Annotated in this window: 10 protein-coding genes; 9 read left to right on the top strand and 1 reads right to left on the bottom strand. The window is 47.6% G+C overall.

The genetic code is table 11. The features are described from left to right. Nucleotides 1-3 precede the first annotated feature (3 nt). Complete coding sequence (locus tag L0M14_RS27575) at nt 4-3,960, top strand: S-layer homology domain-containing protein (RefSeq protein WP_235119589.1); 3,957 nt, start codon at nt 4-6, stop codon at nt 3,958-3,960. Between the two features lie 268 nt (nt 3,961-4,228). Here the strand turns inward: L0M14_RS27575 and L0M14_RS32115 are convergent, their stop codons facing one another. Then, nucleotides 4,229-4,384: a hypothetical protein gene (locus L0M14_RS32115; protein ID WP_350340485.1), complete on the bottom strand. Its 156-nt coding sequence runs from the start codon at nt 4,382-4,384 to the stop codon at nt 4,229-4,231. A 56-nt stretch (nt 4,385-4,440) separates the two neighbouring features. On the opposite strand from L0M14_RS32115, the gene L0M14_RS27570 reads away from it, so the two are divergent. The 8 genes from L0M14_RS27570 (at nt 4,441) to L0M14_RS27535 (ending at nt 24,777) form a co-directional block, all read left to right on the top strand. Next, on the top strand, nt 4,441-7,506 hold the full coding sequence (locus L0M14_RS27570) for an S-layer homology domain-containing protein (RefSeq protein WP_235119588.1): 3,066 nt from the start codon (nt 4,441-4,443) through the stop codon (nt 7,504-7,506). A 373-nt stretch (nt 7,507-7,879) separates the two neighbouring features. Continuing rightward, nucleotides 7,880-10,945, top strand: a complete 3,066-nt coding sequence (locus L0M14_RS27565; protein ID WP_235119587.1) for an S-layer homology domain-containing protein — start codon at nt 7,880-7,882, stop codon at nt 10,943-10,945. Between the two features lie 372 nt (nt 10,946-11,317). Next, entirely contained in the window at nt 11,318-14,383 is a 3,066-nt protein-coding gene (locus L0M14_RS27560) for an S-layer homology domain-containing protein (protein ID WP_235119586.1), read from the top strand. 372 nt (nt 14,384-14,755) lie between these two features. After that, a complete protein-coding gene (locus L0M14_RS27555) occupies nt 14,756-16,807 on the top strand; it encodes an S-layer homology domain-containing protein (RefSeq protein WP_235119585.1) in 2,052 nt (683 codons plus the stop codon). After that, nucleotides 16,800-17,822 carry a pilus assembly protein N-terminal domain-containing protein gene (locus L0M14_RS27550; RefSeq protein ID WP_235119584.1) on the top strand — a complete coding sequence of 341 codons (1,023 nt, stop codon included), beginning with the start codon at nt 16,800-16,802 and terminating at the stop codon, nt 17,820-17,822. The genes L0M14_RS27555 and L0M14_RS27550 overlap by 8 nt, the downstream gene beginning before the upstream one ends. Nucleotides 17,823-18,194: 372 nt before the next feature. After that, on the top strand, nt 18,195-20,228 hold the full coding sequence (locus tag L0M14_RS27545) for an S-layer homology domain-containing protein (protein ID WP_235119583.1): 2,034 nt from the start codon (nt 18,195-18,197) through the stop codon (nt 20,226-20,228). Next, nucleotides 20,189-21,259 (top strand): pilus assembly protein N-terminal domain-containing protein, encoded by a 1,071-nt coding sequence (locus tag L0M14_RS27540; RefSeq protein WP_235119582.1) that lies wholly within the window; start codon nt 20,189-20,191, stop codon nt 21,257-21,259. The genes L0M14_RS27545 and L0M14_RS27540 overlap by 40 nt, the downstream gene beginning before the upstream one ends. A 443-nt stretch (nt 21,260-21,702) precedes the next feature. Beyond that, nucleotides 21,703-24,777, top strand: coding sequence for an S-layer homology domain-containing protein (locus L0M14_RS27535; protein ID WP_235119581.1), 3,075 nt, complete (start codon nt 21,703-21,705; stop codon nt 24,775-24,777). The last annotated feature ends 69 nt before the right edge of the window (nt 24,778-24,846 follow it).

The following is a 24,846-nucleotide window of genomic DNA, read 5'->3' as shown; positions in this document are numbered from 1 at the left end:
GTTTTGAAACGATTGCAGACCAAATGGGCAAGTCTTACGATCATATTGACTTTATTGATTAGCCTCTTGCCTACGATGACGGCTTACGCCTCTGCCACGCTGACCATTTCCAATCTGTATACCCAAACGAGTAATGCAGGGACAGCATCCGAGCTACCACTGGATGATGCAAGTGTAACTCGAGTCACAACTTTACCATTTGCACTCTACGTGGATATTACCGGTGTAACAGAAACACAAATCAATTCTTTATACTACGTGGTAACCAACCTGAACTCAGGAAGCATCAAGACAGAGAAGAATAACAAGGCGCAGAAGGCTTCCGCCAATCAAGTATTTTTTAATAATGTGAACTTGGAAGAGGGCCTGAATAAAATTGTTGTTATGCTGGGAGATACAGATACATACTCTTCAGCACCAGGCTGGATTTACTATGCCCCTACTACGAACTTGTCGGGCTTCACAGTGAATACGGCGAACTGGTCGGATAACACCATGTATCCTACCGATCGTACAGCACTTAAAGCCGGCAGCACGGGCATTCAAATTAGTGCCAAGGCGCCAAATGCTACCCAAGTAGAAGGGACAATGCTGGGTGATACGATCGCCAAGGACGGCTTTATTAGCAGCGATGGCAATGTTTATTTTACGGGTGACGATAAAACCAAAACGAATGCAACCTGCTCTTCAACTACGAATTTTTGCTTTACTCCCGGGGATAACCAAATTACATTCGTAGCAAGCAATGATACGAATAAGTATTCGGTAACTAAGAAAATTTGGTACGATAACGGCGGGCCGTTCGCATTTAATGGACAAATCGCGCAAACTTCCGCTACTCCGGTTTATCAAGATTTGATTACAGTTCCTACTTTTGAAAATACAAATCTAACGGTTAAGTTGAGCCTCAAAAGTGATTATTACGCAGGAACTACCGTAACCAAATATACGTATGCGGATATTGCCATCGATGGGCAGAGTATTGCTAACAATATCCTATTTTCAGCAAGCGACGCATCCGCTGTTGTAACGAACGGCAGTACGACTGCTACTTTGAACAAAAACAGCAGCCTGACCAAGTCCGGTGAGTATGCGGTAAGCGACCTTACTCTGGATACCAACATCGCGGGTTTAACGCTCGCAGCTAACCCTCAGAATCTAACGGTAACGTTCAAAGATAATACGGGAACACTGCCAGATGTGAGTACAACTTATAACTTTAAGTATGTAGATGCAACGAAACCATACATCAACTACACGGCTTTAAAATCAAACTCTGGCGTGGAAAGTCAATTAAGTTTAAGTGATACGAATGAAATCAGCGAGCTTCCTGCACAGTTAGTAGTGTACGCTAATAAGAATACAGCGACACTGAGAGTTGATGTTGACGGTTCGGCTTATACTTCCGACAGCGCTACTGCTACGATTAATGCATTCAATGCGCGAACACCGGACAGTGATTCAACAGCAGACGTGAACAAATTTACCATCACGCTACAAGGTCTAGCAGACGGAGCTAAAAATGTTCGTTTAACTCCATTTGATTCGGGAGGCTCAGCCTACAACGCGGCGATTACGGACTACACGATTAATATTAGTAATGCTCCGTATATTACGGTAAGTAATATTTCGAACAATATGACAATCAAGAATATTACTTCTTTGCAATGCGGTCTTTCAACTTCTGAACCGTGTATCTCGGGGCGAGCCATTAACTTTTACAAAGACGGTGCCGGGAATAAAATTGAAGTGTACATTAATGAGAAATCATTTACGCTTGACAGCAACACAGCCGATGCTATTTTCGATGATAATAACCAGTTTAAAATTCCTCTAAATGCAAGCACATTTGGGGCTTTGCCAAGCGGCTTTGTAGAAGGTTTAAATACGCTTAAATTTAGAGTTTACTTAGGCGGTTCTTTTATAACGCAGCAAACCTATAATATTTATTACTTCACAACAGAAGCGCCGGAGTTCACAAGTATCAAACCGGTTGAAACGGGTACAACAGGTGCTACGCAATATGTTCCAGCATCTACGGCCGGTACGTATACGACAACAGAGCGCACGGTTTCTTTTAAAGGGGTATTCTCCAGCTTAACATCTAGTGGAGATCCTACCATGAAGAGTTTATCGATCTATGTTCATACGAAGGATGCCAATGGCAATGCGCTTGTTCTTCATCAAACGGTGAACAGCAGCGGCGTCATTTCAGATCAAGATCCGAGCTCGACTTTGGCCCTTTCAACAGGAACGAGCTTCGTGGCAGGGGTAGTAGCTTCGTCTACACCACAATCTTTTACTACGGGCGCTTTTAAACTGTTAGAAAATAGTGACGTGGTGTTTGAATTTAGAATTACTAATAACTCAAACATTACAGCTACGAAGTCGATCACGATCACAAGAGCGAACGTACCGTATACCATCGTTCAACCTATCTTAATTACGAATAGTAGTGGAGATATGCAAGCCAACATCAACAAAAACTATTTCACCGTTAAGATTAATGCAGAGAATGCGGATAGTGTTGTAATTGGCAAAGATACAGCTACAAAAACAACGGTGTCGGATTCAACAGGTGACTATGATCAATATGTATACACTGTGAAAAATTTAAAAGCAGGAGCTAATACCATTAAGTTTACAGTTACTCGAGGTTCTAACAAATCATCAGGAACCTTCATACTGTACAATGCGAATACGGATGTCCAAGGCGCCGGTTACATGACAGATATGAGTACGAAGCTAAAAGCCTTTAATGGTAAGATTCAGCTTAACTTTCCAAGCAACACGAAGCTAATGAGAAATAAACCGGATAGCAATAACAATCAGTACATTACCAATGACCGTCAAGTTTTGTTTGGACTTGCTGATAGCACAGATGGACGACTAGATAAGACAACTTACACGACGAACAGCTATTATAAATCGCTGATCACACAAAAAATAACTGAGAATACTTTCGGACCTGCAAGTGAACTTTACTATCTGGATGCTGGTTTTATCCCGGATGCTACTTCAACTACAACCACAACAGCAGACTTATTAGCTGGTCTCACTGGTGCGGGGATGGATCCTTATGATGCTAGCAAATCGGGAAGAGCTTACTTCACCAGAAACTACGATGAGTTAGTCGTTCCGACAAACCCTGGTACACTCACGCTGGCATTCAATAGCGCACTTCGTATGGATGCAGGCAAATATGTTACGGTATTCTTCTATGATATTTATCCGAACTACTATTCACAAACAGATCGCGGTTGGAAAAACCTTGGCGGTGTCGTAGACACTTCGAAAAATACAATCACCGTTCCGTTCCAGAAGTTCGGGTATTATCAAGTCATGTACATGGATAAATCATTTGACGATATTACAGGACATGCGTACGCTCGTAATGAACTTGAAACACTGTATTCGAAAGGAGTAATGAAAGCATCCACCACGTACTCCTTTATCCCGGATAATGCGATTACGCGAGGCGAGTTTGCTGAGATGCTAGTCAAGATGTTCAAAATCCCTCTTGATTACGAAGGGGATTCCACATTCTCTGACGTGCTCAAAATGGACTACGGCTTATACGAGTACAAGTACATCGAGACCGCGGCGAGAGCTGGGATCATTAGGGGTCAAGCTAGTAACCGATTCAACCCAAGCGGATCTATCACACGTCAAGATGCAGCTATTATGATTGCACGCGCAGGTAACTTGAAATTAGGAACAGATCCAGCCAAATCTTTAACTTCACTGAGCAAATCCTTCACAGATGGCGCTGACATTGACTACTATGCAAGAACAGCAGTTGAAGCCATTGTAAAAGCAGGCTACATCGAAGGCATTGCAAACACAGTCGCAAATGGAACAAAAGCGACCTATCGCTTTGATCCTACCGAATTGCTTACACGCGCCCAAGGCTCCGTCATTGCCTACCGCGTCATGAAAAAATCAAAAATGGTTCCTTAATGAAACGGACGCCTCCTTGTGGGGCGTTTTTTTTGTGTTTAGCGCTAACAAGCTTACTATTCTTCAAGGTGATACTGAAACGTACGAGAAGATAACCGTATACCATATACACGTAGTCGTATTTAGCTGAAATCTTATGTTTCCTCTGATTCAACTAGTCACATGAAGAGCATATGGAAAATACTTATCAATGAAAAGTAGATAGCAAGATAGTATACTCATTCTTGTAGCCAAGATGATATACGAGTTGCTACACAGGAGTTGATCATCAAGTGTAAGCTGCACTATGATAGTAACGCTTATGCCACCAATAAAAGTCACCAATAACCAATTGGATCATTGGCGCATAAGTCTCCAAAAGAAACAGAGTTGCCCGCCGCAACCATTGCGGTCCACATGCCGCGTTACCACATTGGAGGCACAACCACAGGTTATAAGTTTTATAACAAAAACTTCACATACCAGGAGGAACCAACCCTTATGAAGAAAAGCCTATCTGTCGTTCTTTCTACAGCCGTAGCATTGTCGATGTTTTCTTCGATGGCATTCGCGAAAACATCTGCAGACTTCTCGGATTTGAAAGAGCTAGACGCAGCAACTCAGGCGAAGTTCGACGCGATGATCAGCGCCGGTATTTTTGATGGCGTGAGCGACACGACGTTCGGACTGAAAGATGAAATGAACCGCGCACAATTTGCAAAAGTAGCGGCCCTGATCATGGGTCTGGACGTAAATAAGGATCTCACAACTTCTAGCTTTAATGATGTTAGTGTAGACGATCCGGCGAACGGTTATGCACTTCCATATATTGAGGCTTTGAAAGAAGCTGGCGTAACAGACGGCTACGCTGAAGGCCAGTACAACCCAGCAGGCAAAGTAACGAAAGAGCAGTTGGCTACCTTCTTGGTTCGCGTACTGGGTAAAGACGCAGACGCTAAAGCCGTGACAGGCGAAGATGCCACAGTGTCCGACTGGGCACAAGGCTATGTCGCACTGGCACTGGAACTGAAGCTTCTTGCTAACGGCGAAGACGGCACATTTGGCGGCCAAGCCAATGCAACGCGCGACTTGCTTCTGACAGGTGCATATGAAGCGAAGCAGCAGTACGTACCAGCGGGTCAAGTATCTGTGACCGAAGCGAAAGCAACAGGCGTACAGCAAGTAACGGTTTCTTTTAACAAGCCGGTCGATACAGAGAAAGCGACACTATCCTTGAAAAAAGGCACAGCAGATGTAGCAACAACGGTGAAATTTGCTGATGATAAGAAATCTGCGGTACTATCGCTAACAGACGTAAAAGTAGGCGAAGGTGACTACACTGTAACCTTGTCTGGTCTTGATGCTGACGCGGTAGAGAAAACAACAGCTACATTTACAGGTGAAAAAGAAGCTGTGAAATCCATTGAGTTTGCAAGTGCAGGGGATACAGTAGCATATTCTAAGCAAGCAACGGTGCGAGTGAAGCCGCTGAACCAGTACGGTGAAGTAGCATCCTTCTCCGCAGGTGACTACAGTGTATACACAACAGACGGCAGCGCAACACTAAGCAAAGACAGTGTAGATGGATCCTTGATTGTGAAAATGAACACGATGGATATCACGGGCGTAGTACAAGGCGCAAGCATGATTCCTGTAACGGTGTACCACAACGATACGCGCATCAGCGCGCAAAAAACATTCAAGCTGGGCAACACATCGTTCATCTCCAAAATTGAGCTTGGCGATGCCAAATACAGCAACGGGTCGGCCCTATCTGATAAAGGCGACTACTTGGAAGTGCCGGTTCGCGAGCTTGACCAATACGGTAACGTTGTTACAGCCGACCAGCTCGAAGCAGACGGCATTAACGACAACCTGAACGCTGTGATTACGCCATACGAGAGCAACATTGCAGTCACGTATGACAAAGATAGCGAAGGAACCAACCGCATCGTCAAAATGACGCTGAGCGACAAGTTGGATAAAAACGGCGAGTACACAGCAACAATCTACGGCGGTGCATCATCCGAAACGATGAAATTCAACGTGAAAGCAGCCGCGGTCGTAACCAAAGTTGAGTTTGGCAGCTTTACGGGCACGCTAGCAGCGGGCGATGGCTTGGATGGAACCGATGCGCAGTACATTCCGGTGATTGGGTACGATGCGAGCGGCAATAAGCTGAGCACAACGGACCTGGTGAACGATACGAACATCGAGCGCATTAAAATTAGCGCATCGGGTAACGTACACGCAGTAGACGCTGCCGGTAACGCTAGCGCGCAGCTGATTAAAACAGGCGAGCATGCGGGATCGATTAAGCTAACCGTGGACAAAACAGCTGCGAATGGCACAGCGTACATTAGTGCCAACATCTCAGAGATGAACGCGAACGACTACAAATACATGAACCTGCCGATCGGCAAGGCGCGTGTAGCTGATACCATGACGGTAGCAACAGACAGCAAGAAAAAAGGAATTGGCACATCCGATACGGACTTGGTTGTCAAAGTCAAAGACCAGTACGGTGCGGACCTGAAAAACATCGTGGGTGATACAACTGAAAACGGCAAAGCAGTAACGTATGATGTGTACATGACGGTGACATCGGTAAACACGGATGCAGCGAATGAAGGAACAGGCTTTACCGTAACAGGTAAAGACGACAACGCCGCGTTTACAACGGCTCCGATTATTGGAGATAACGTGAAACAAAATTTCACGATTACACCGGATAAGTTCGATATCTTTAACGACGGCTTTACGATCAACACCAACAACACGATTGGAAAAGCAGAAGTGAAGTTTGAGCTTCGCAAAACCGTAGGAGACGGCACACCGTCGGTGATTAGAACGATCACGAAGACATTTGAAGGTTTGAACGCAGCCAAAGCAGACCTGACGTATAGCGTGAGCCAACCGGGAGAAGCATATGCGTTCCTGGATAACGCAGAGAACTTCGGCGCACTGGGCACAGCGTTAACAGCGAACTATGGCGGATCGAAGGTAGCGAAAGAAATTACGGTATCTGCAAAAGACTCCGCAGGTGATGAAGTGGCTATTCCGAACCAAGTACAGCGGGCAACAACAGGCGACCCTAACGTAGCCAAAGCAGTCATTGGTGACGGTGTGCATGGAGATGCAGGCAAAGCCTATGTGATGGGTAATGAGGCAGGCACAACGGATGTAACGGTACTCTACGAAACGCTGAAGGGCGAACTGAAATCAGTGAACACGAGCGTAACCGTGAAAAACGAAATGCCAGCGGTAGCCTCGATCACAGCCAATGGTGACAAAACGATTGCAGACGGCAGTGACATCAGCATCGACTCGATCATGGATCTAGCTGTAAAAGACCAGTTTGGAGACGAGTTTAAAGATGGCAACCAAGTCACATATAACGCGATTCTAGGTCTAACGTATGCGGTAGAAGATGTGGTAGGCGAAGGTAACATCACGATCGACCAAGACAACGGAACGATCAGCATCGATTCCACAGTTAAAGGCTTTACGCTGAAAGTCGTAGCACCGAACGGCAAAACAGCTTCCACAGCAGTAACGGTAAGCTAATCAATGAAAAGAGGGCCTTCGGGCCTTCTTTTTGTTATTTAGGGGTTTAGTGAGGTCAAGTAAGCTAAACAACGAATTCATGATCCGCCTAGTCCGCATACCTTTGATTCACACGGTGTCGGTGTTCCCGCAGGGAAACTACACATAGCCCCAAGTTTTGAATCCAAGTTAATTACAAGATGGAAAATACTTATCAATGAAAAGTTGCTTAGCAGATAGTATACTCATTCTTGTAGCTGATATGATATACGAAATGCTACACGATAGCGGTGAAAACGAGCGTCGGGCTCCAGCCGCCAACGGATGCAACACACTGACTCAGGTTATAAAGTTTATAACAAAAAACTTCACATACCAGGAGGAACCAACCCTTATGAAGAAAAGCCTATCTGTCGTTCTTTCTACAGCCGTAGCATTGTCGATGTTCTCCTCGATGGCATTCGCGAAAACATCTGCAGACTTCTCCGACTTGAAAGAGCTAGACGCAGCAACGCAGGCGAAGTTCGACGCGATGATTAGCGCCGGTATTTTTGACGGCGTGAGCGATACCACATTTGGACTGAAAGACGAAATGAACCGCGCGCAATTCGCAAAAGTAGCGGCCCTGATCATGGGTCTAGACGTGAACAAAGACTTAACAACTTCCAGCTTTAATGATGTTAGTGTAGACGATCCAGCGAACGGTTATGCACTTCCATATATTGAAGCTCTAAAAGAAGCCGGCGTAACCGACGGCTACGCAGAAGGTCAGTACAACCCAGCAGGCAAAGTAACGAAAGAGCAGCTGGCTACATTCCTGATCCGCGTACTGGGTAAAGATGCAGACGCTAAAGCCATGACAGGCGAAGATGCAACAGTGTCCGACTGGGCACAAGGCTATGTAGCTCTAGCACTGGAACTGAAGCTTCTTGCTAATGGCGAAGACGGCACATTCGGCGGTCAAGCCAATGCAACGCGCGACCTGTTACTCACAGGTGCTTATGAAGCGAAGCAGCAGTATGTACCAGCAGGTAAAGTATCTGTAAGCGAAGCGAAAGCAACGGGCGTACAGCAAGTTACGGTTTCTTTTAACAAGCCGGTAGACACAGAGAAAGCGACACTATCCTTGAAAAAAGGCACAGCAGATGTAGCAACAACGGTGAAATTTGCTGATGATAAGAAATCTGCGGTACTATCGCTAACAGACGTAAAAGTAGGCGAAGGCGACTACACTGTAACCTTGTCTGGTCTTGATGCTGACGCGGTAGAGAAAACAACAGCTACATTTACAGGTGAAAAAGAAGCTGTGAAATCCATTGAGTTTGCAAGTGCAGGGGATACAGTAGCATATTCTAAGCAAGCAACGGTGAGAGTGAAGCCGCTGAACCAGTACGGTGAAGTAGCATCCTTCTCCGCAGGTGATTATAGTGTGTATACAACAGACGGCAGCGCAACACTAAGTAAAGATAGCGTAGACGGCACCTTGATCGTGAAAATGAACACGATGGATATCACGGGCGTAGTACAAGGCGCAAGCATGATTCCTGTAACGGTGTACCACAACGATACGCGCATCAGCGCGCAAAAAACATTCAAGCTGGGCAACACATCGTTTATCTCCAAAATTGAGCTTGGCGATGCCAAATACAGCAACGGGTCGGCCCTATCTGATAAAGGCGACTACTTGGAAGTGCCGGTTCGCGAGCTTGACCAATACGGTAACGTTGTTACAGCCGACCAGCTCGAAGCAGACGGCATTAACGACAACCTGAACGCTGTGATTACGCCATACGAGAGCAACATTGCAGTCACGTATGACAAAGATAGCGAAGGAACCAACCGCATCGTCAAAATGACGCTGAGCGACAAGCTGGATAAAAACGGCGAGTACACAGCAACAATCTACGGCGGTGCATCATCCGAAACGATGAAATTCAACGTGAAAGCAGCCGCGGTCGTAACCAAAGTTGAGTTTGGCAGCTTTACGGGCACGCTAGCAGCGGGCGATGGCTTGGACGGAACCGATGCGCAGTACATTCCGGTGATTGGATACGACGCGAGCGGCAATAAGCTGAGCACAACGGACCTGGTGAACGATACGAACATCGAGCGCATTAAAATTAGCGCATCGGGTAACGTGCACGCAGTAGACGCTGCCGGTAACGCTAGCGCGCAGCTGATTAAAACAGGCGAGCATGCGGGATCGATTAAGCTAACCGTGGACAAAACAGCTGCGAATGGCACAGCGTACATTAGTGCCAACATCTCAGAGATGAACGCGAACGACTACAAATACATGAACCTGCCGATCGGCAAGGCGCGTGTAGCTGATACCATGACGGTAGCAACAGACAGCAAGAAAAAAGGAATTGGCACATCCGATACGGACTTGGTTGTCAAAGTCAAAGACCAGTACGGTGCGGACCTGAAAAACATCGTGGGTGATACAACTGAAAACGGCAAAGCAGTAACGTATGATGTGTACATGACGGTGACATCGGTAAACACGGATGCAGCGAATGAAGGAACAGGCTTTACCGTAACAGGTAAAGACGACAACGCCGCGTTTACAACGGCTCCGATTATCGGAGATAACGTGAAACAAAATTTCACGATTACACCGGATAAGTTCGATATCTTTAACGACGGCTTTACGATCAACACCAACAACACCATCGGGAAAGCAGAAGTGAAGTTTGAGCTTCGCAAAACCGTAGGAGACGGCACACCGTCGGTGATTAGAACGATCACGAAGACATTTGAAGGTTTGAACGCAGCCAAAGCAGACCTGACGTATAGCGTGAGCCAACCGGGAGAAGCATATGCGTTCCTGGATAACGCAGAGAACTTCGGCGCACTGGGCACAGCGTTAACAGCGAACTATGGCGGAGCGAAGGTAGCGAAAGAAATTACGGTATCTGCAAAAGACTCCGCAGGTGATGAAGTGGCTATTCCGAACCAAGTACAGCGGGCAACAACAGGCGACCCTAACGTAGCCAAAGCAGTCATTGGTGACGGTGTGCATGGAGATGCAGGCAAAGCCTATGTGATGGGTAATGAGGCAGGCACAACGGATGTAACGGTACTCTACGAAACGCTGAAGGGCGAACTGAAATCAGTGAACACGAGCGTAACCGTGAAAAACGAAATGCCAGCGGTAGCCTCGATCACAGCCAATGGTGACAAAACGATTGCAGACGGCAGTGACATCAGCATTGACTCGATCATGGATCTAGCTGTAAAAGACCAGTTTGGAGACGAGTTTAAAGATGGCAACCAAGTCACATATAACGCGATTCTAGGTCTAACGTATGCGGTAGAAGATGTGGTAGGCGAAGGTAACATCACGATCGACCAAGACAACGGAACGATCAGCATCGACTCCACAGTTAAAGGCTTTACGCTGAAAGTCGTAGCGCCAAACGGCAAAACAGCTTCCACAGCAGTAACGGTAAGCTAATCAATGAAAAGAGGGCCTTCGGGCCTTCTTTTGTTATTTAGGGGTTTAGTGAGGTCAAGTAAGCTAAACAACGAATTCATGATCCGCCTAGTCCGCATACTTTTGATTCACACAGTGTCGGCGTTCCCGCAGGGAAACTACACATAGCACCAAGTTTTGAAACCAAGTTAATTACAAGATGGAAAATACTTATCAATGAAAAGTTGGTTAGCAGATAGTATACTCATTCTTGTAGCCGAGATGATATACGAAATGCTACACGATAGCGGCGAAAACGAGCGTCGGGCTCCAGCCGCCAACGGATGCAACACACTGACTTAGGTTATAAAGTTTATAACAAAAAACTTCACATACCAGGAGGAACCAACCCTTATGAAGAAAAGCCTATCTGTCGTTCTTTCTACAGCCGTAGCATTGTCGATGTTCTCCTCGATGGCATTCGCGAAAACATCTGCAGACTTCTCCGACTTGAAAGAGCTAGACGCAGCAACGCAGGCGAAGTTCGACGCGATGATTAGCGCCGGTATTTTTGACGGCGTGAGCGATACCACATTTGGACTGAAAGACGAAATGAACCGCGCGCAATTCGCAAAAGTAGCGGCCCTGATCATGGGTCTAGACGTGAACAAAGACCTCACAACGTCTAGCTTTAATGATGTTAGTGTAGACGATCCGGCGAACGGTTATGCATTGCCATATATTGAAGCTTTGAAAGAAGCTGGCGTAACCGATGGCTATGCAGAAGGTCAGTACAACCCAGCAGGCAAAGTAACGAAAGAGCAATTGGCTACGTTCTTGGTCCGCGTACTGGGTAAAGACGCAGACGCTAAAGCGATGACAGGCGAAGATGCAACAGTCTCCGACTGGGCACAAGGCTATGTAGCACTGGCACTGGAACTGAAGCTTTTGGCTAACGGCGAAGACGGCACATTTGGCGGTCAAGCCAATGCAACGCGCGACTTGCTTCTGACAGGTGCATATGAAGCAAAGCAGCAGTACGTACCAGCAGGTAAAGTATCCGTAAGCGAAGCGAAAGCAACGGGCGTACAGCAAGTTACGGTCTCTTTTAACAAGCCTGTAGACACAGAGAAAGCAAAACTTGCCCTGACAAAAGGCGCAGCAAGCGTAGCAACAACGGTGAAATTTGCTGATGATAAGAAATCTGCGGTACTATCGCTAACAGACGTAAAAGTAGGCGAAGGCGACTACACTGTAACCTTGTCTGGTCTTGATGCTGACGCGGTAGAGAAAACAACAGCTACATTTACAGGTGAAAAAGAAGCTGTGAAATCCATTGAGTTTGCAAGTGCAGGGGATACAGTAGCATATTCTAAGCAAGCAACGGTGAGAGTGAAGCCGCTGAACCAGTACGGTGAAATAGCCTCCTTCTCCGCAGGTGATTATAGTGTGTATACAACAGACGGCAGCGCAACACTAAGTAAAGATAGCGTAGACGGCACCTTGATCGTGAAAATGAACACGATGGATATCACGGGCGTAGTACAAGGCGCAAGCATGATTCCTGTAACGGTGTACCACAACGATACGCGCATCAGCGCGCAAAAAACATTCAAGCTGGGCAACACATCGTTTATCTCCAAAATTGAGCTTGGCGATGCCAAATACAGCAACGGGTCGGCCCTATCTGATAAAGGCGACTACTTGGAAGTGCCGGTTCGCGAGCTTGACCAATACGGTAACGTTGTTACAGCCGACCAGCTCGAAGCAGACGGCATTAACGACAACCTGAACGCTGTGATTACGCCATACGAGAGCAACATTGCAGTCACGTATGACAAAGATAGCGAAGGAACCAACCGCATCGTCAAAATGACGCTGAGCGACAAGCTGGATAAAAACGGCGAGTACACAGCAACAATCTACGGCGGTGCATCATCCGAAACGATGAAATTCAACGTGAAAGCAGCCGCGGTCGTAACCAAAGTTGAGTTTGGCAGCTTTACGGGCACGCTAGCAGCGGGCGATGGCTTGGACGGAACCGATGCGCAGTACATTCCGGTGATTGGGTACGATGCGAGCGGCAATAAGCTGAGCACAACGGACCTGGTGAACGATACGAACATCGAGCGCATTAAAATTAGCGCATCGGGTAACGTGCACGCAGTAGACGCTGCCGGTAACGCTAGCGCGCAGCTGATTAAAACAGGCGAGCATGCGGGATCGATTAAGCTAACCGTGGACAAAACAGCTGCGAATGGCACAGCGTACATTAGTGCCAACATCTCAGAGATGAACGCGAACGACTACAAATACATGAACCTGCCGATCGGCAAGGCGCGTGTAGCTGATACCATGACGGTAGCAACAGACAGCAAGAAAAAAGGAATTGGCACATCCGATACGGACTTGGTTGTCAAAGTCAAAGACCAGTACGGTGCGGACCTGAAAAACATCGTGGGTGATACAACTGAAAACGGCAAAGCAGTAACGTATGATGTGTACATGACGGTGACATCGGTAAACACGGATGCAGCGAATGAAGGAACAGGCTTTACCGTAACAGGTAAAGACGACAACGCCGCGTTTACAACGGCTCCGATTATCGGAGATAACGTGAAACAAAATTTCACGATTACACCGGATAAGTTCGATATCTTTAACGACGGCTTTACGATCAACACCAACAACACCATCGGGAAAGCAGAAGTGAAGTTTGAGCTTCGCAAAACCGTAGGAGACGGCACACCGTCGGTGATTAGAACGATCACGAAGACATTTGAAGGTTTGAACGCAGCCAAAGCAGACCTGACGTATAGCGTGAGCCAACCGGGAGAAGCATATGCGTTCCTGGATAACGCAGAGAACTTCGGCGCACTGGGCACAGCGTTAACAGCGAACTATGGCGGAGCGAAGGTAGCGAAAGAAATTACGGTATCTGCAAAAGACTCCGCAGGTGATGAAGTGGCTATTCCGAACCAAGTACAGCGGGCAACAACAGGCGACCCTAACGTAGCCAAAGCAGTCATTGGTGACGGTGTGCATGGAGATGCAGGCAAAGCCTATGTGATGGGTAATGAGGCAGGCACAACGGATGTAACGGTACTCTACGAAACGCTGAAGGGCGAACTGAAATCAGTGAACACGAGCGTAACCGTGAAAAACGAAATGCCAGCGGTAGCCTCGATCACAGCCAATGGTGACAAAACGATTGCAGACGGCAGTGACATCAGCATTGACTCGATCATGGATCTAGCTGTAAAAGACCAGTTTGGAGACGAGTTTAAAGATGGCAACCAAGTCACATATAACGCGATTCTAGGTCTAACGTATGCGGTAGAAGATGTGGTAGGCGAAGGTAACATCACGATCGACCAAGACAACGGAACGATCAGCATCGACTCCACAGTTAAAGGCTTTACGCTGAAAGTCGTAGCGCCAAACGGCAAAACAGCTTCCACAGCAGTAACGGTAAGCTAATCAATGAAAAGAGGGCCTTCGGGCCTTCTTTTGTTATTTAGGGGTTTAGTGAGGTCAAGTAAGCTAAACAACGAATTCATGATCCGCCTAGTCCGCATACTTTTGATTCACACAGTGTCGGCGTTCCCGCAGGGAAACTACACATAGCACCAAGTTTTGAAACCAAGTTAATTACAAGATGGAAAATACTTATCAATGAAAAGTTGGTTAGCAGATAGTATACTCATTCTTGTAGCCGAGATGATATACGAAATGCTACACGATAGCGGCGAAAACGAGCGTCGGGCTCCAGCCGCCAACGGATGCAACACACTGACTTAGGTTATAAAGTTTATAACAAAAAACTTCACATACCAGGAGGAACCAACCCTTATGAAGAAAAGCCTATCTGTCGTTCTTTCTACAGCCGTAGCATTGTCGATGTTCTCCTCGATGGCATTCGCGAAAACATCTGCAGACTTCTCCGACTTGAAAGAGCTAGACGCAGCAACGCAGGCGAAGTTCGACGCGATGATTAGCGCCGGTATTTTTGACGGCGTGAGCGATACCACATTTGGACTGAAAGACGAAATGAACCGCGCGCAATTCGCAAAAGTAGCGGCCCTGATCATGGGTCTAGACGTGAACAAAGACCTCACAACGTCTAGCTTTAATGATGTTAGTGTAGACGATCCGGCGAACGGTTATGCATTGCCATATATTGAAGCTTTGAAAGAAGCTGGCGTAACCGATGGCTATGCAGAAGGTCAGTACAACCCAGCAGGCAAAGTAACGAAAGAGCAATTGGCTACGTTCTTGGTCCGCGTACTGGGTAAAGACGCAGACGCTAAAGCGATGACAGGCGAAGATGCAACAGTCTCCGACTGGGCACAAGGCTATGTAGCACTGGCACTGGAACTGAAGCTTTTGGCTAACGGCGAAGACGGCACATTTGGCGGTCAAGCCAATGCAACGCGCGACTTGCTTCTGACAGGTGCATATGAAGCAAAGCAGCAGTACGTACCAGCAGGTAAAGTATCCGTAAGCGAAGCGAAAGCAACGGGCGTACAGCAAGTTACGGTCTCTTTTAACAAGCCTGTAGACACAGAGAAAGCAAAACTTGCCCTGACAAAAGGCGCAGCAAGCGTAGCAACAACGGTGAAATTTGCTGATGATAAGAAATCTGCGGTACTATCGCTAACAGACGTAAAAGTAGGCGAAGGCGACTACACTGTAACCTTGTCTGGTCTTGATGCTGACGCGGTAGAGAAAACAACAGCTACATTTACAGGTGAAAAAGAAGCTGTGAAATCCATTGAGTTTGCAAGTGCAGGGGATACAGTAGCATATTCTAAGCAAGCAACGGTGAGAGTGAAGCCGCTGAACCAGTACGGTGAAATAGCCTCCTTCTCCGCAGGTGATTATAGTGTGTATACAACAGACGGCAGCGCAACACTAAGTAAAGATAGCGTAGACGGCACCTTGATCGTGAAAATGAACACGATGGATATCACGGGCGTAGTACAAGGCGCAAGCATGATTCCTGTAACGGTGTACCACAACGATACGCGCATCAGCGCGCAAAAAACATTCAAGCTGGGCAACACATCGTTTATCTCCAAAATTGAGCTTGGCGATGCCAAATACAGCAACGGGTCGGCCCTATCTGATAAAGGCGACTACTTGGAAGTGCCGGTTCGCGAGCTTGACCAATACGGTAACGTTGTTACAGCCGACCAGCTCGAAGCAGACGGCATTAACGACAACCTGAACGCTGTGATTACGCCATACGAGAGCAACATTGCAGTCACGTATGACAAAGATAGCGAAGGAACCAACCGCATCGTCAAAATGACGCTGAGCGACAAGCTGGATAAAAACGGCGAGTACACAGCAACAATCTACGGCGGTGCATCATCCGAAACGATGAAATTCAACGTGAAAGCAGCCGCGGTCGTAACCAAAGTTGAGTTTGGCAGCTTTACGGGCACGCTAGCAGCGGGCGATGGCTTGGACGGAACCGATGCGCAGTACATTCCGGTGATTGGGTACGATGCGAGCGGCAATAAGCTGAGCACAACGGACCTGGTGAACGATACGAACATCGAGCGCATTAAAATTAGCGCATCGGGTAACGTACACGCAGTAGACGCTGCCGGTAACGCTAGCGCGCAGCTGATTAAAACAGGCGAGCATGCGGGATCGATTAAGCTAACCGTGGACAAAACAGCTGCGAATGGCACAGCGTACATTAGTGCCAACATCTCAGAGATGAACGCGAACGACTACAAATACATGAACCTGCCGATCGGCAAGGCGCGTGTAGCTGATACCATGACGGTAGCAACAGACAGCAAGAAAAAAGGAATTGGCACATCCGATACGGACTTGGTTGTCAAAGTCAAAGACCAGTACGGTGCGGACCTGAAAAAACATCGTGGGTGATACAACTGAAAACGGCAAAGCAGTAACGTATGATGTGTACATGACGGTGACATCGGTAAACACGGATGCAGCGAATGAAGGAACAGGCTTTACCGTAACAGGTAAAGACGACAACGCCGCGTTTACAACGGCTCCGATTATTGGAGATAACGTGAAACAAAATTTCACGATTACACCGGATAAGTTCGATATCTTTAACGACGGCTTTACGATCAACACCAACAACACCATCGGGAAAGCAGAAGTGAAGTTTGAGCTTCGCAAAACCGTAGGAGACGGCACACCGTCGGTGATTAGAACGATCACGAAGACATTTGAAGGTTTGAACGCAGCCAAAGCAGACCTGACGTATAGCGTGAGCCAACCGGGAGAAGCATATGCGTTCCTGGATAACGCAGAGAACTTCGGCGCACTGGGCACAGCGTTAACAGCGAACTATGGCGGAGCGAAGGTAGCGAAAGAAATTACGGTATCTGCAAAAGACTCCGCAGGTGATGAAGTGGCTATTCCGAACCAAGTACAGCGGGCAACAACAGGCGACCCTAACGTAGCCAAAGCAGTCATTGGTGACGGTGTGCATGGAGATGCAGGCAAAGCCTATGTGATGGGTAATGAGGCAGGCACAACGGATGTAACGGTACTCTACGAAACGCTGAAGGGCGAACTGAAATCAGTGAACACGAGCGTAACCGTGAAAAACGAAATGCCAGCGGTAGCCTCGATCACAGCCAATGGTGACAAAACGATTGCAGACGGCAGTGACATCAGCATTGACTCGATCATGGATCTAGCTGTAAAAGACCAGTTTGGAGACGAGTTTAAAGATGGCAACCAAGTCACATATAACGCGATTCTAGGTCTAACGTATGCGGTAGAAGATGTGGTAGGCGAAGGTAACATCACGATCGACCAAGACAACGGAACGATCAGCATCGATTCCACAGTTAAAGGCTTTACGCTGAAAGTCGTAGCACCGAACGGCAAAACAGCTTCCACAGCAGTAACGGTAAGCTAATCAATGAAAAGAGGGCCTTCGGGCCTTCTTTTGTTATTTAGGGGTTTAGTGAGGTCAAGTAAGCTAAACAACGAATTCATGATCCGCCTAGTCCGCATACCTTTGATTCACACAGTGTCGGCGTTCCCGCAGGGAAACTACACATAGCACCAAGTTTTGAAACCAAGTTAATTACAAGATGGAAAATACTTATCAATGAAAAGTTGCTTAGCAGATAGTATACTCATTCTTGTAGCTGATATGATATACGAGATGCTACACGATAGCGGTGAAAACGAGCGTCGGGCTCCAGCCGCCAACGGATGCAACACACTGACTCAGGTTATAAAGTTTATAACAAAAAACTTCACATACCAGGAGGAACCAACCCTTATGAAGAAAAGCCTATCTGTCGTTCTTTCTACAGCCGTAGCATTGTCGATGTTCTCCTCGATGGCATTCGCGAAAACATCTGCAGACTTCTCGGATTTGAAAGAGCTAGACGCAGCAACTCAGGCGAAGTTCGACGCGATGATCAGCGCCGGTATTTTTGACGGCGTGAGCGACACGACGTTTGGACTGAAAGACGAAATGAACCGTGCACAATTCGCAAAAGTAGCGGCCCTGATCATGGGTCTGGACGTGAACAAAGAGTTAACAACGTCTAGCTTTAATGATGTTAGTGTAGACGATCCGGCGAACGGTTATGCACTGCCATATATTGAAGCTTTGAAAGAAGCCGGTGTAACCGACGGCTACGCTGAAGGCCAGTACAACCCAGCAGGCAAAGTAACGAAAGAGCAGCTGGCTACCTTCTTGGTCCGCGTACTGGGTAAAGACGCAGACGCTAAAGCCATGACAGGCGAAGATGCCACCGTGTCCGACTGGGCACAAGGCTATGTCGCACTTGCACTAGAACTGAAGCTTTTGGCTAATGGCGAAGACGGCACATTCGGCGGCCAAGCCAACGCAACACGCGACCTGTTACTCACAGGTGCTTATGAAGCGAAGCAGCAGTATGTACCAGCAGGCAAAGTATCGGTTACGGAAGCGAAAGCAACAGGCGTACAGCAAGTAACGGTTTCTTTTAACAAGCCGGTCGATACAGAGAAAGCGACACTATCCTTGAAAAAAGGCACAGCAGATGTAGCAACAACGGTGAAATTTGCTGATGATAAGAAATCTGCGGTACTATCGCTAACAGACGTAAAAGTAGGCGAAGGTGACTACACTGTAACCTTGTCTGGTCTTGATGCTGACGCGGTAGAGAAAACAACAGCTACATTTATAGGTGAAAAAGAAGCTGTGAAATCCATTGAGTTTGCAAGTGCAGGGGATACAGTAGCATATTCTAAGCAAGCAACGGTGCGAGTGAAGCCGCTGAACCAGTACGGTGAAGTAGCATCCTTCTCCGCAGGTGATTATAGTGTGTATACAACAGACGGCAGCGCAACACTAAGTAAAGATAGCGTAGACGGCACCTTGATCGTGAAAATGAACACGATGGATATCACGGGCGTAGTACAAGGCGCAAGCATGATTCCTGTAACGGTGTACCACAACGATACGCGCATCAGCGCGCAAAAAACATTCAAGCTGGGCAACACATCGTTCATCTCCAAAATTGAGCTTGGCGATGCCAAATACAGCAACGGGTCGGCCCTATCTGATAAAGGCGACTACTTGGAAGTGCCGGTTCGCGAGCTTGACCAATACGGTAACGTTGTTACAGCCGACCAGCTCGAAGCAGACGGCATTAACGACAACCTGAACGCTGTGATTACGCCATACGAGAGCAACATTGCAGTTACGTATGACAAAGATAGCGAAGGAACCAACCGCATCGTCAAAATGACGCTGAGCGACAAGCTGGATAAAAACGGCGAGTACACAGCAACAATCTATGGCGGTGCATCATCCGAAACGATGAAATTCAACGTGAAAGCAGCCGCGGTCGTAACCAAAGTTGAGTTTGGCAGCTTTACGGGCACGCTAGCAGCGGGCGATGGCTTGGACGGAACCGATGCGCAGTACATTCCGGTGATTGGATACGACGCGAGCGGCAATAAGCTGAGCACAACGGACCTGGTGAACGATACGAACATCGAGCGCATTAAAATTAGCGCATCGGGTAACGTGCACGCAGTAGACGCTGCCGGTAACGCTAGCGCGCAGCTGATTAAAACAGGCGAGCATGCGGGATCGATTAAGCTAACCGTGGACAAAACAGCTGCGAATGGCACAGCGTACATCAGTGCCAACATCTCAGAGATGAACGCGAACGACTACAAATACATGAACCTGCCGATCGGCAAGGCGCGTGTAGCTGATACCATGACGGTAGCAACAGACAGCAAGAAAAAGGAATTGGCACATCCGATACGGACTTGGTTGTCAAAGTCAAAGACCAGTACGGTGCGGACCTGAAAAACATCGTGGGCGATACCACAGAAAACGGCAAAGCGGTCTCGTATGATGTGTACATGACCGTGACATCGGTAAGCACGGATGCAGCGAATGAAGGAACAGGCTTTACCGTAACAGGTAAAGACGACAACGCCGCGTTTACAACGGCTCCAATTATTGGAGATAACGTGAAACAAAATTTCACGATTACACCGGATAAGTTCGATATCTTTAACGACGGCTTTACGATCAACACCAACAACACCATCGGGAAAGCAGAAGTGAAGTTTGAGCTTCGCAAAACCGTAGGAGACGGCACACCGTCGGTGATTAGAACGATCACGAAGACATTTGAAGGTTTGAACGCAGCCAAAGCAGACCTGACGTATAGCGTGAGCCAACCGGGAGAAGCATATGCGTTCCTGGATAACGCAGAGAACTTCGGCGCACTGGGCACAGCGTTAACAGCGAACTATGGCGGAGCGAAGGTAGCGAAAGAAATTACGGTATCTGCAAAAGACTCCGCAGGTGATGAAGTGGCTATTCCGAACCAAGTACAGCGGGCAACAACAGGCGACCCTAACGTAGCCAAAGCAGTCATTGGTGACGGTGTGCATGGAGATGCAGGCAAAGCCTATGTGATGGGTAATGAGGCAGGCACAACGGATGTAACGGTGCTGTACGAAACGCTGAAGGGCGAACTGAAATCAGTGAACACGAGCGTAACCGTGAAAAACGAAATGCCAGCGGTAGCCTCGATCACAGCCAATGGTGACAAAACGATTGCAGACGGCAGTGACATCAGCATTGACTCGATCATGGATCTAGCTGTAAAAGACCAGTTTGGAGACGAGTTTAAAGATGGCAACCAAGTCACATATAACGCGATTCTAGGTCTAACGTATGCGGTAGAAGATGTGGTAGGCGAAGGTAACATCACGATCGACCAAGACAACGGAACGATCAGCATCGACTCCACAGTTAAAGGCTTTACGCTGAAAGTCGTAGCACCGAACGGCAAAACAGCTTCCACAGCAGTAACGGTAAGCTAATCAATGAAAAGAGGGCCTTCGGGCCTTCTTTTGTTATTTAGGGGTTTAGTGAGGTCAAGTAAGCTAAACAACGAATTCATGATCCGCCTAGTCCGCATACCTTTGATTCACACAGTGTCGGCGTTCCCGCAGGGAAACTACACATAGCACCAAGTTTTGAAACCAAGTTAATTACAAGATGGAAAATACTTATCAATGAAAAGTTGGTTAGCAGATAGTATACTCATTCTTGTAGCCGAGATGATATACGAAATAATACACGAAAGTGAATGATCACAAGATTTAAACCGCAAGACGCACTTGGCGCTGCCAAGTATCAGCCAGAGTTGACCAGCATCTTGCTATTACACAGCCGCATGCCGCGGTAACCCATTGGCGGCACACCACAACAGGTTATAAAGTTTATAACAAAAAACTTCACATACCAGGAGGAACCAACCCTTATGAAGAAAAGCCTATCTGTCGTTCTTTCTACAGCCGTAGCTTTGTCGATGTTCTCCTCGATGGCATTCGCGAAAACATCTGCAGACTTCTCGGATTTGAAAGAGCTAGACGCAGCAACGCAGGCGAAGTTCGACGCGATGATTAGCGCCGGTATTTTTGATGGCGTGAGCGACACGACGTTCGGATTGAAAGATGAAATGAACCGCGCACAATTTGCGAAAGTAGCAGCTCTGATCATGGGTCTGGACGTCAACAAAGACCTAACTGCTTCTAGCTTTAATGACGTTAGTGTAGACGATCCGGCGAACGGTTATGCACTGCCATATATTGAAGCTTTGAAAGAAGCCGGCGTAACCGACGGCTACGCTGAAGGTCAGTACAACCCAGCAGGCAAAGTAACGAAAGAGCAGCTGGCTACCTTCTTGGTCCGCGTACTGGGTAAAGACGCAGACGCTAAAGCCATGACAGGCGAAGATGCCACCGTGTCCGACTGGGCACAAGGCTATGTCGCACTTGCACTAGAACTGAAGCTTTTGGCTAATGGCGAAGACGGCACATTCGGCGGCCAAGCCAACGCAACACGCGACCTGTTACTCACAGGTGCTTATGAAGCGAAGCAGCAGTATGTACCAGCAGGCAAAGTATCGGTTACGGAAGCGAAAGCAACAGGCGTACAGCAAGTAACGGTTTCTTTTAACAAGCCGGTCGATACAGAGAAAGCGACACTATCCTTGAAAAAAGGCACAGCAGATGTAGCAACAACGGTGAAATTTGCTGATGATAAGAAATCTGCGGTACTATCGCTAACAGACGTAAAAGTAGGCGAAGGTGACTACACTGTAACCTTGTCTGGTCTTGATGCTGACGCGGTAGAGAAAACAACAGCTACATTTATAGGTGAAAAAGAAGCTGTGAAATCCATTGAGTTTGCAAGTGCAGGGGATACAGTAGCATATTCTAAGCAAGCAACGGTGCGAGTGAAGCCGCTGAACCAGTACGGTGAAGTAGCATCCTTCTCCGCAGGTGATTATAGTGTGTATACAACAGACGGCAGCGCAACACTAAGTAAAGATAGCGTAGACGGCACCTTGATCGTGAAAATGAACACGATGGATATCACGGGCGTAGTACAAGGCGCAAGCATGATTCCTGTAACGGTGTACCACAACGATACGCGCATCAGCGCGCAAAAAACATTCAAGCTGGGCAACACATCGTTCATCTCCAAAATTGAGCTTGGCGATGCCAAATACAGCAACGGGTCGGCCCTATCTGATAAAGGCGACTACTTGGAAGTGCCGGTTCGCGAGCTTGACCAATACGGTAACGTTGTTACAGCCGACCAGCTCGAAGCAGACGGCATTAACGACAACCTGAACGCTGTGATTACGCCATACGAGAGCAACATTGCAGTTACGTATGACAAAGATAGCGAAGGAACCAACCGCATCGTCAAAATGACGCTGAGCGACAAGCTGGATAAAAACGGCGAGTACACAGCAACAATCTATGGCGGTGCATCATCCGAAACGATGAAATTCAACGTGAAAGCAGCCGCGGTCGTAACCAAAGTTGAGTTTGGCAGCTTTACGGGCACGCTAGCAGCGGGCGATGGCTTGGACGGAACCGATGCGCAGTACATTCCGGTGATTGGATACGACGCGAGCGGCAATAAGCTGAGCACAACGGACCTGGTGAACGATACGAACATCGAGCGCATTAAAATTAGCGCATCGGGTAACGTGCACGCAGTAGACGCTGCCGGTAACGCTAGCGCGCAGCTGATTAAAACAGGCGAGCATGCGGGATCGATCAAGCTAACCGTGGACAAAACAGCTGCGAATGGCACAGCGTACATCAGTGCCAACATCTCAGAGATGAACGCGAACGACTACAAATACATGAACCTGCCGATCGGCAAGGCGCGTGTAGCTGATACCATGACGGTAGCAACAGACAGCAAGAAAAAAGGAATTGGCACATCCGATACGGACTTGGTTGTCAAAGTCAAAGACCAGTACGGTGCGGACCTGAAAAACATCGTGGGCGATACCACAGAAAACGGCAAAGCGGTCTCGTATGATGTGTACATGACCGTGACATCGGTAAGCACGGATGCAGCAAATACAGGAACAGGTTTCACCGTAGTAGGTAAAGACGACAACGCCGCGTTTACAACGGCTCCGATTATTGGAGATAACGTGAAACAAAATTTCACGATTACACCGGATAAGTTCGATATCTTTAACGACGGCTTTACGATCAACACCAACAACACCATCGGGAAAGCAGAAGTGAAGTTTGAGCTTCGCAAAACCGTAGGAGACGGCACACCGTCGGTGATTAGAACGATCACGAAGACATTTGAAGGTTTGAACGCAGCCAAAGCAGACCTGACGTATAGCGTGAGCCAACCGGGAGAAGCATATGCGTTCCTGGATAACGCAGAGAACTTCGGCGCACTGGGCACAGCGTTAACAGCGAACTATGGCGGATCGAAGGTAGCGAAAGAAATTACGGTATCTGCAAAAGATTCCGCAGGTGATGAAGTGGCTATTCCGAACCAAGTACAGCGGGCAACAACAGGCGACCCTAACGTAGCCAAAGCAGTCATTGGCGACGGTGTGCATGGAGATGCGGGCAAAGCCTATGTGATGGGTAATGAGGCAGGCACAACGGATGTAACGGTGCTGTACGAAACGCTGAAGGGCGAACTGAAATCAGTGAACACGAGCGTAACCGTGAAAAACGAAATGCCAGCGGTAGCCTCGATCACAGCCAATGGTGACAAAACGATTGCAGACGGCAGTGACATCAGCATCGACTCGATCATGGATCTAGCTGTAAAAGACCAGTTTGGAGACGAGTTTAAAGATGGCAACCAAGTCACATATAACGCGATTCTAGGTCTAACGTATGCGGTAGAAGATGTGGTAGGCGAAGGTAACATCACGATCGACCAAGACAACGGAACGATCAGCATCGATTCCACAGTTAAAGGCTTTACACTGAAAGTAGTAGCGCCAAACGGCAAAACAGCTTCCACAGCAGTAACGGTAGCAGTATTAAACTAAGGCATATCAAGTGTATAAAACAAGAGGACTCCTAGGCTTAGAGAGGGTCCTCTTTGCTTTACAGATAAA

Source organism: Paenibacillus hexagrammi (genome assembly GCF_021513275.1).
Lineage (GTDB): Bacteria > Bacillota > Bacilli > Paenibacillales > NBRC-103111 > Paenibacillus_E > Paenibacillus_E hexagrammi.
This window is presented reverse-complemented; position numbering and strand designations above follow the sequence as displayed.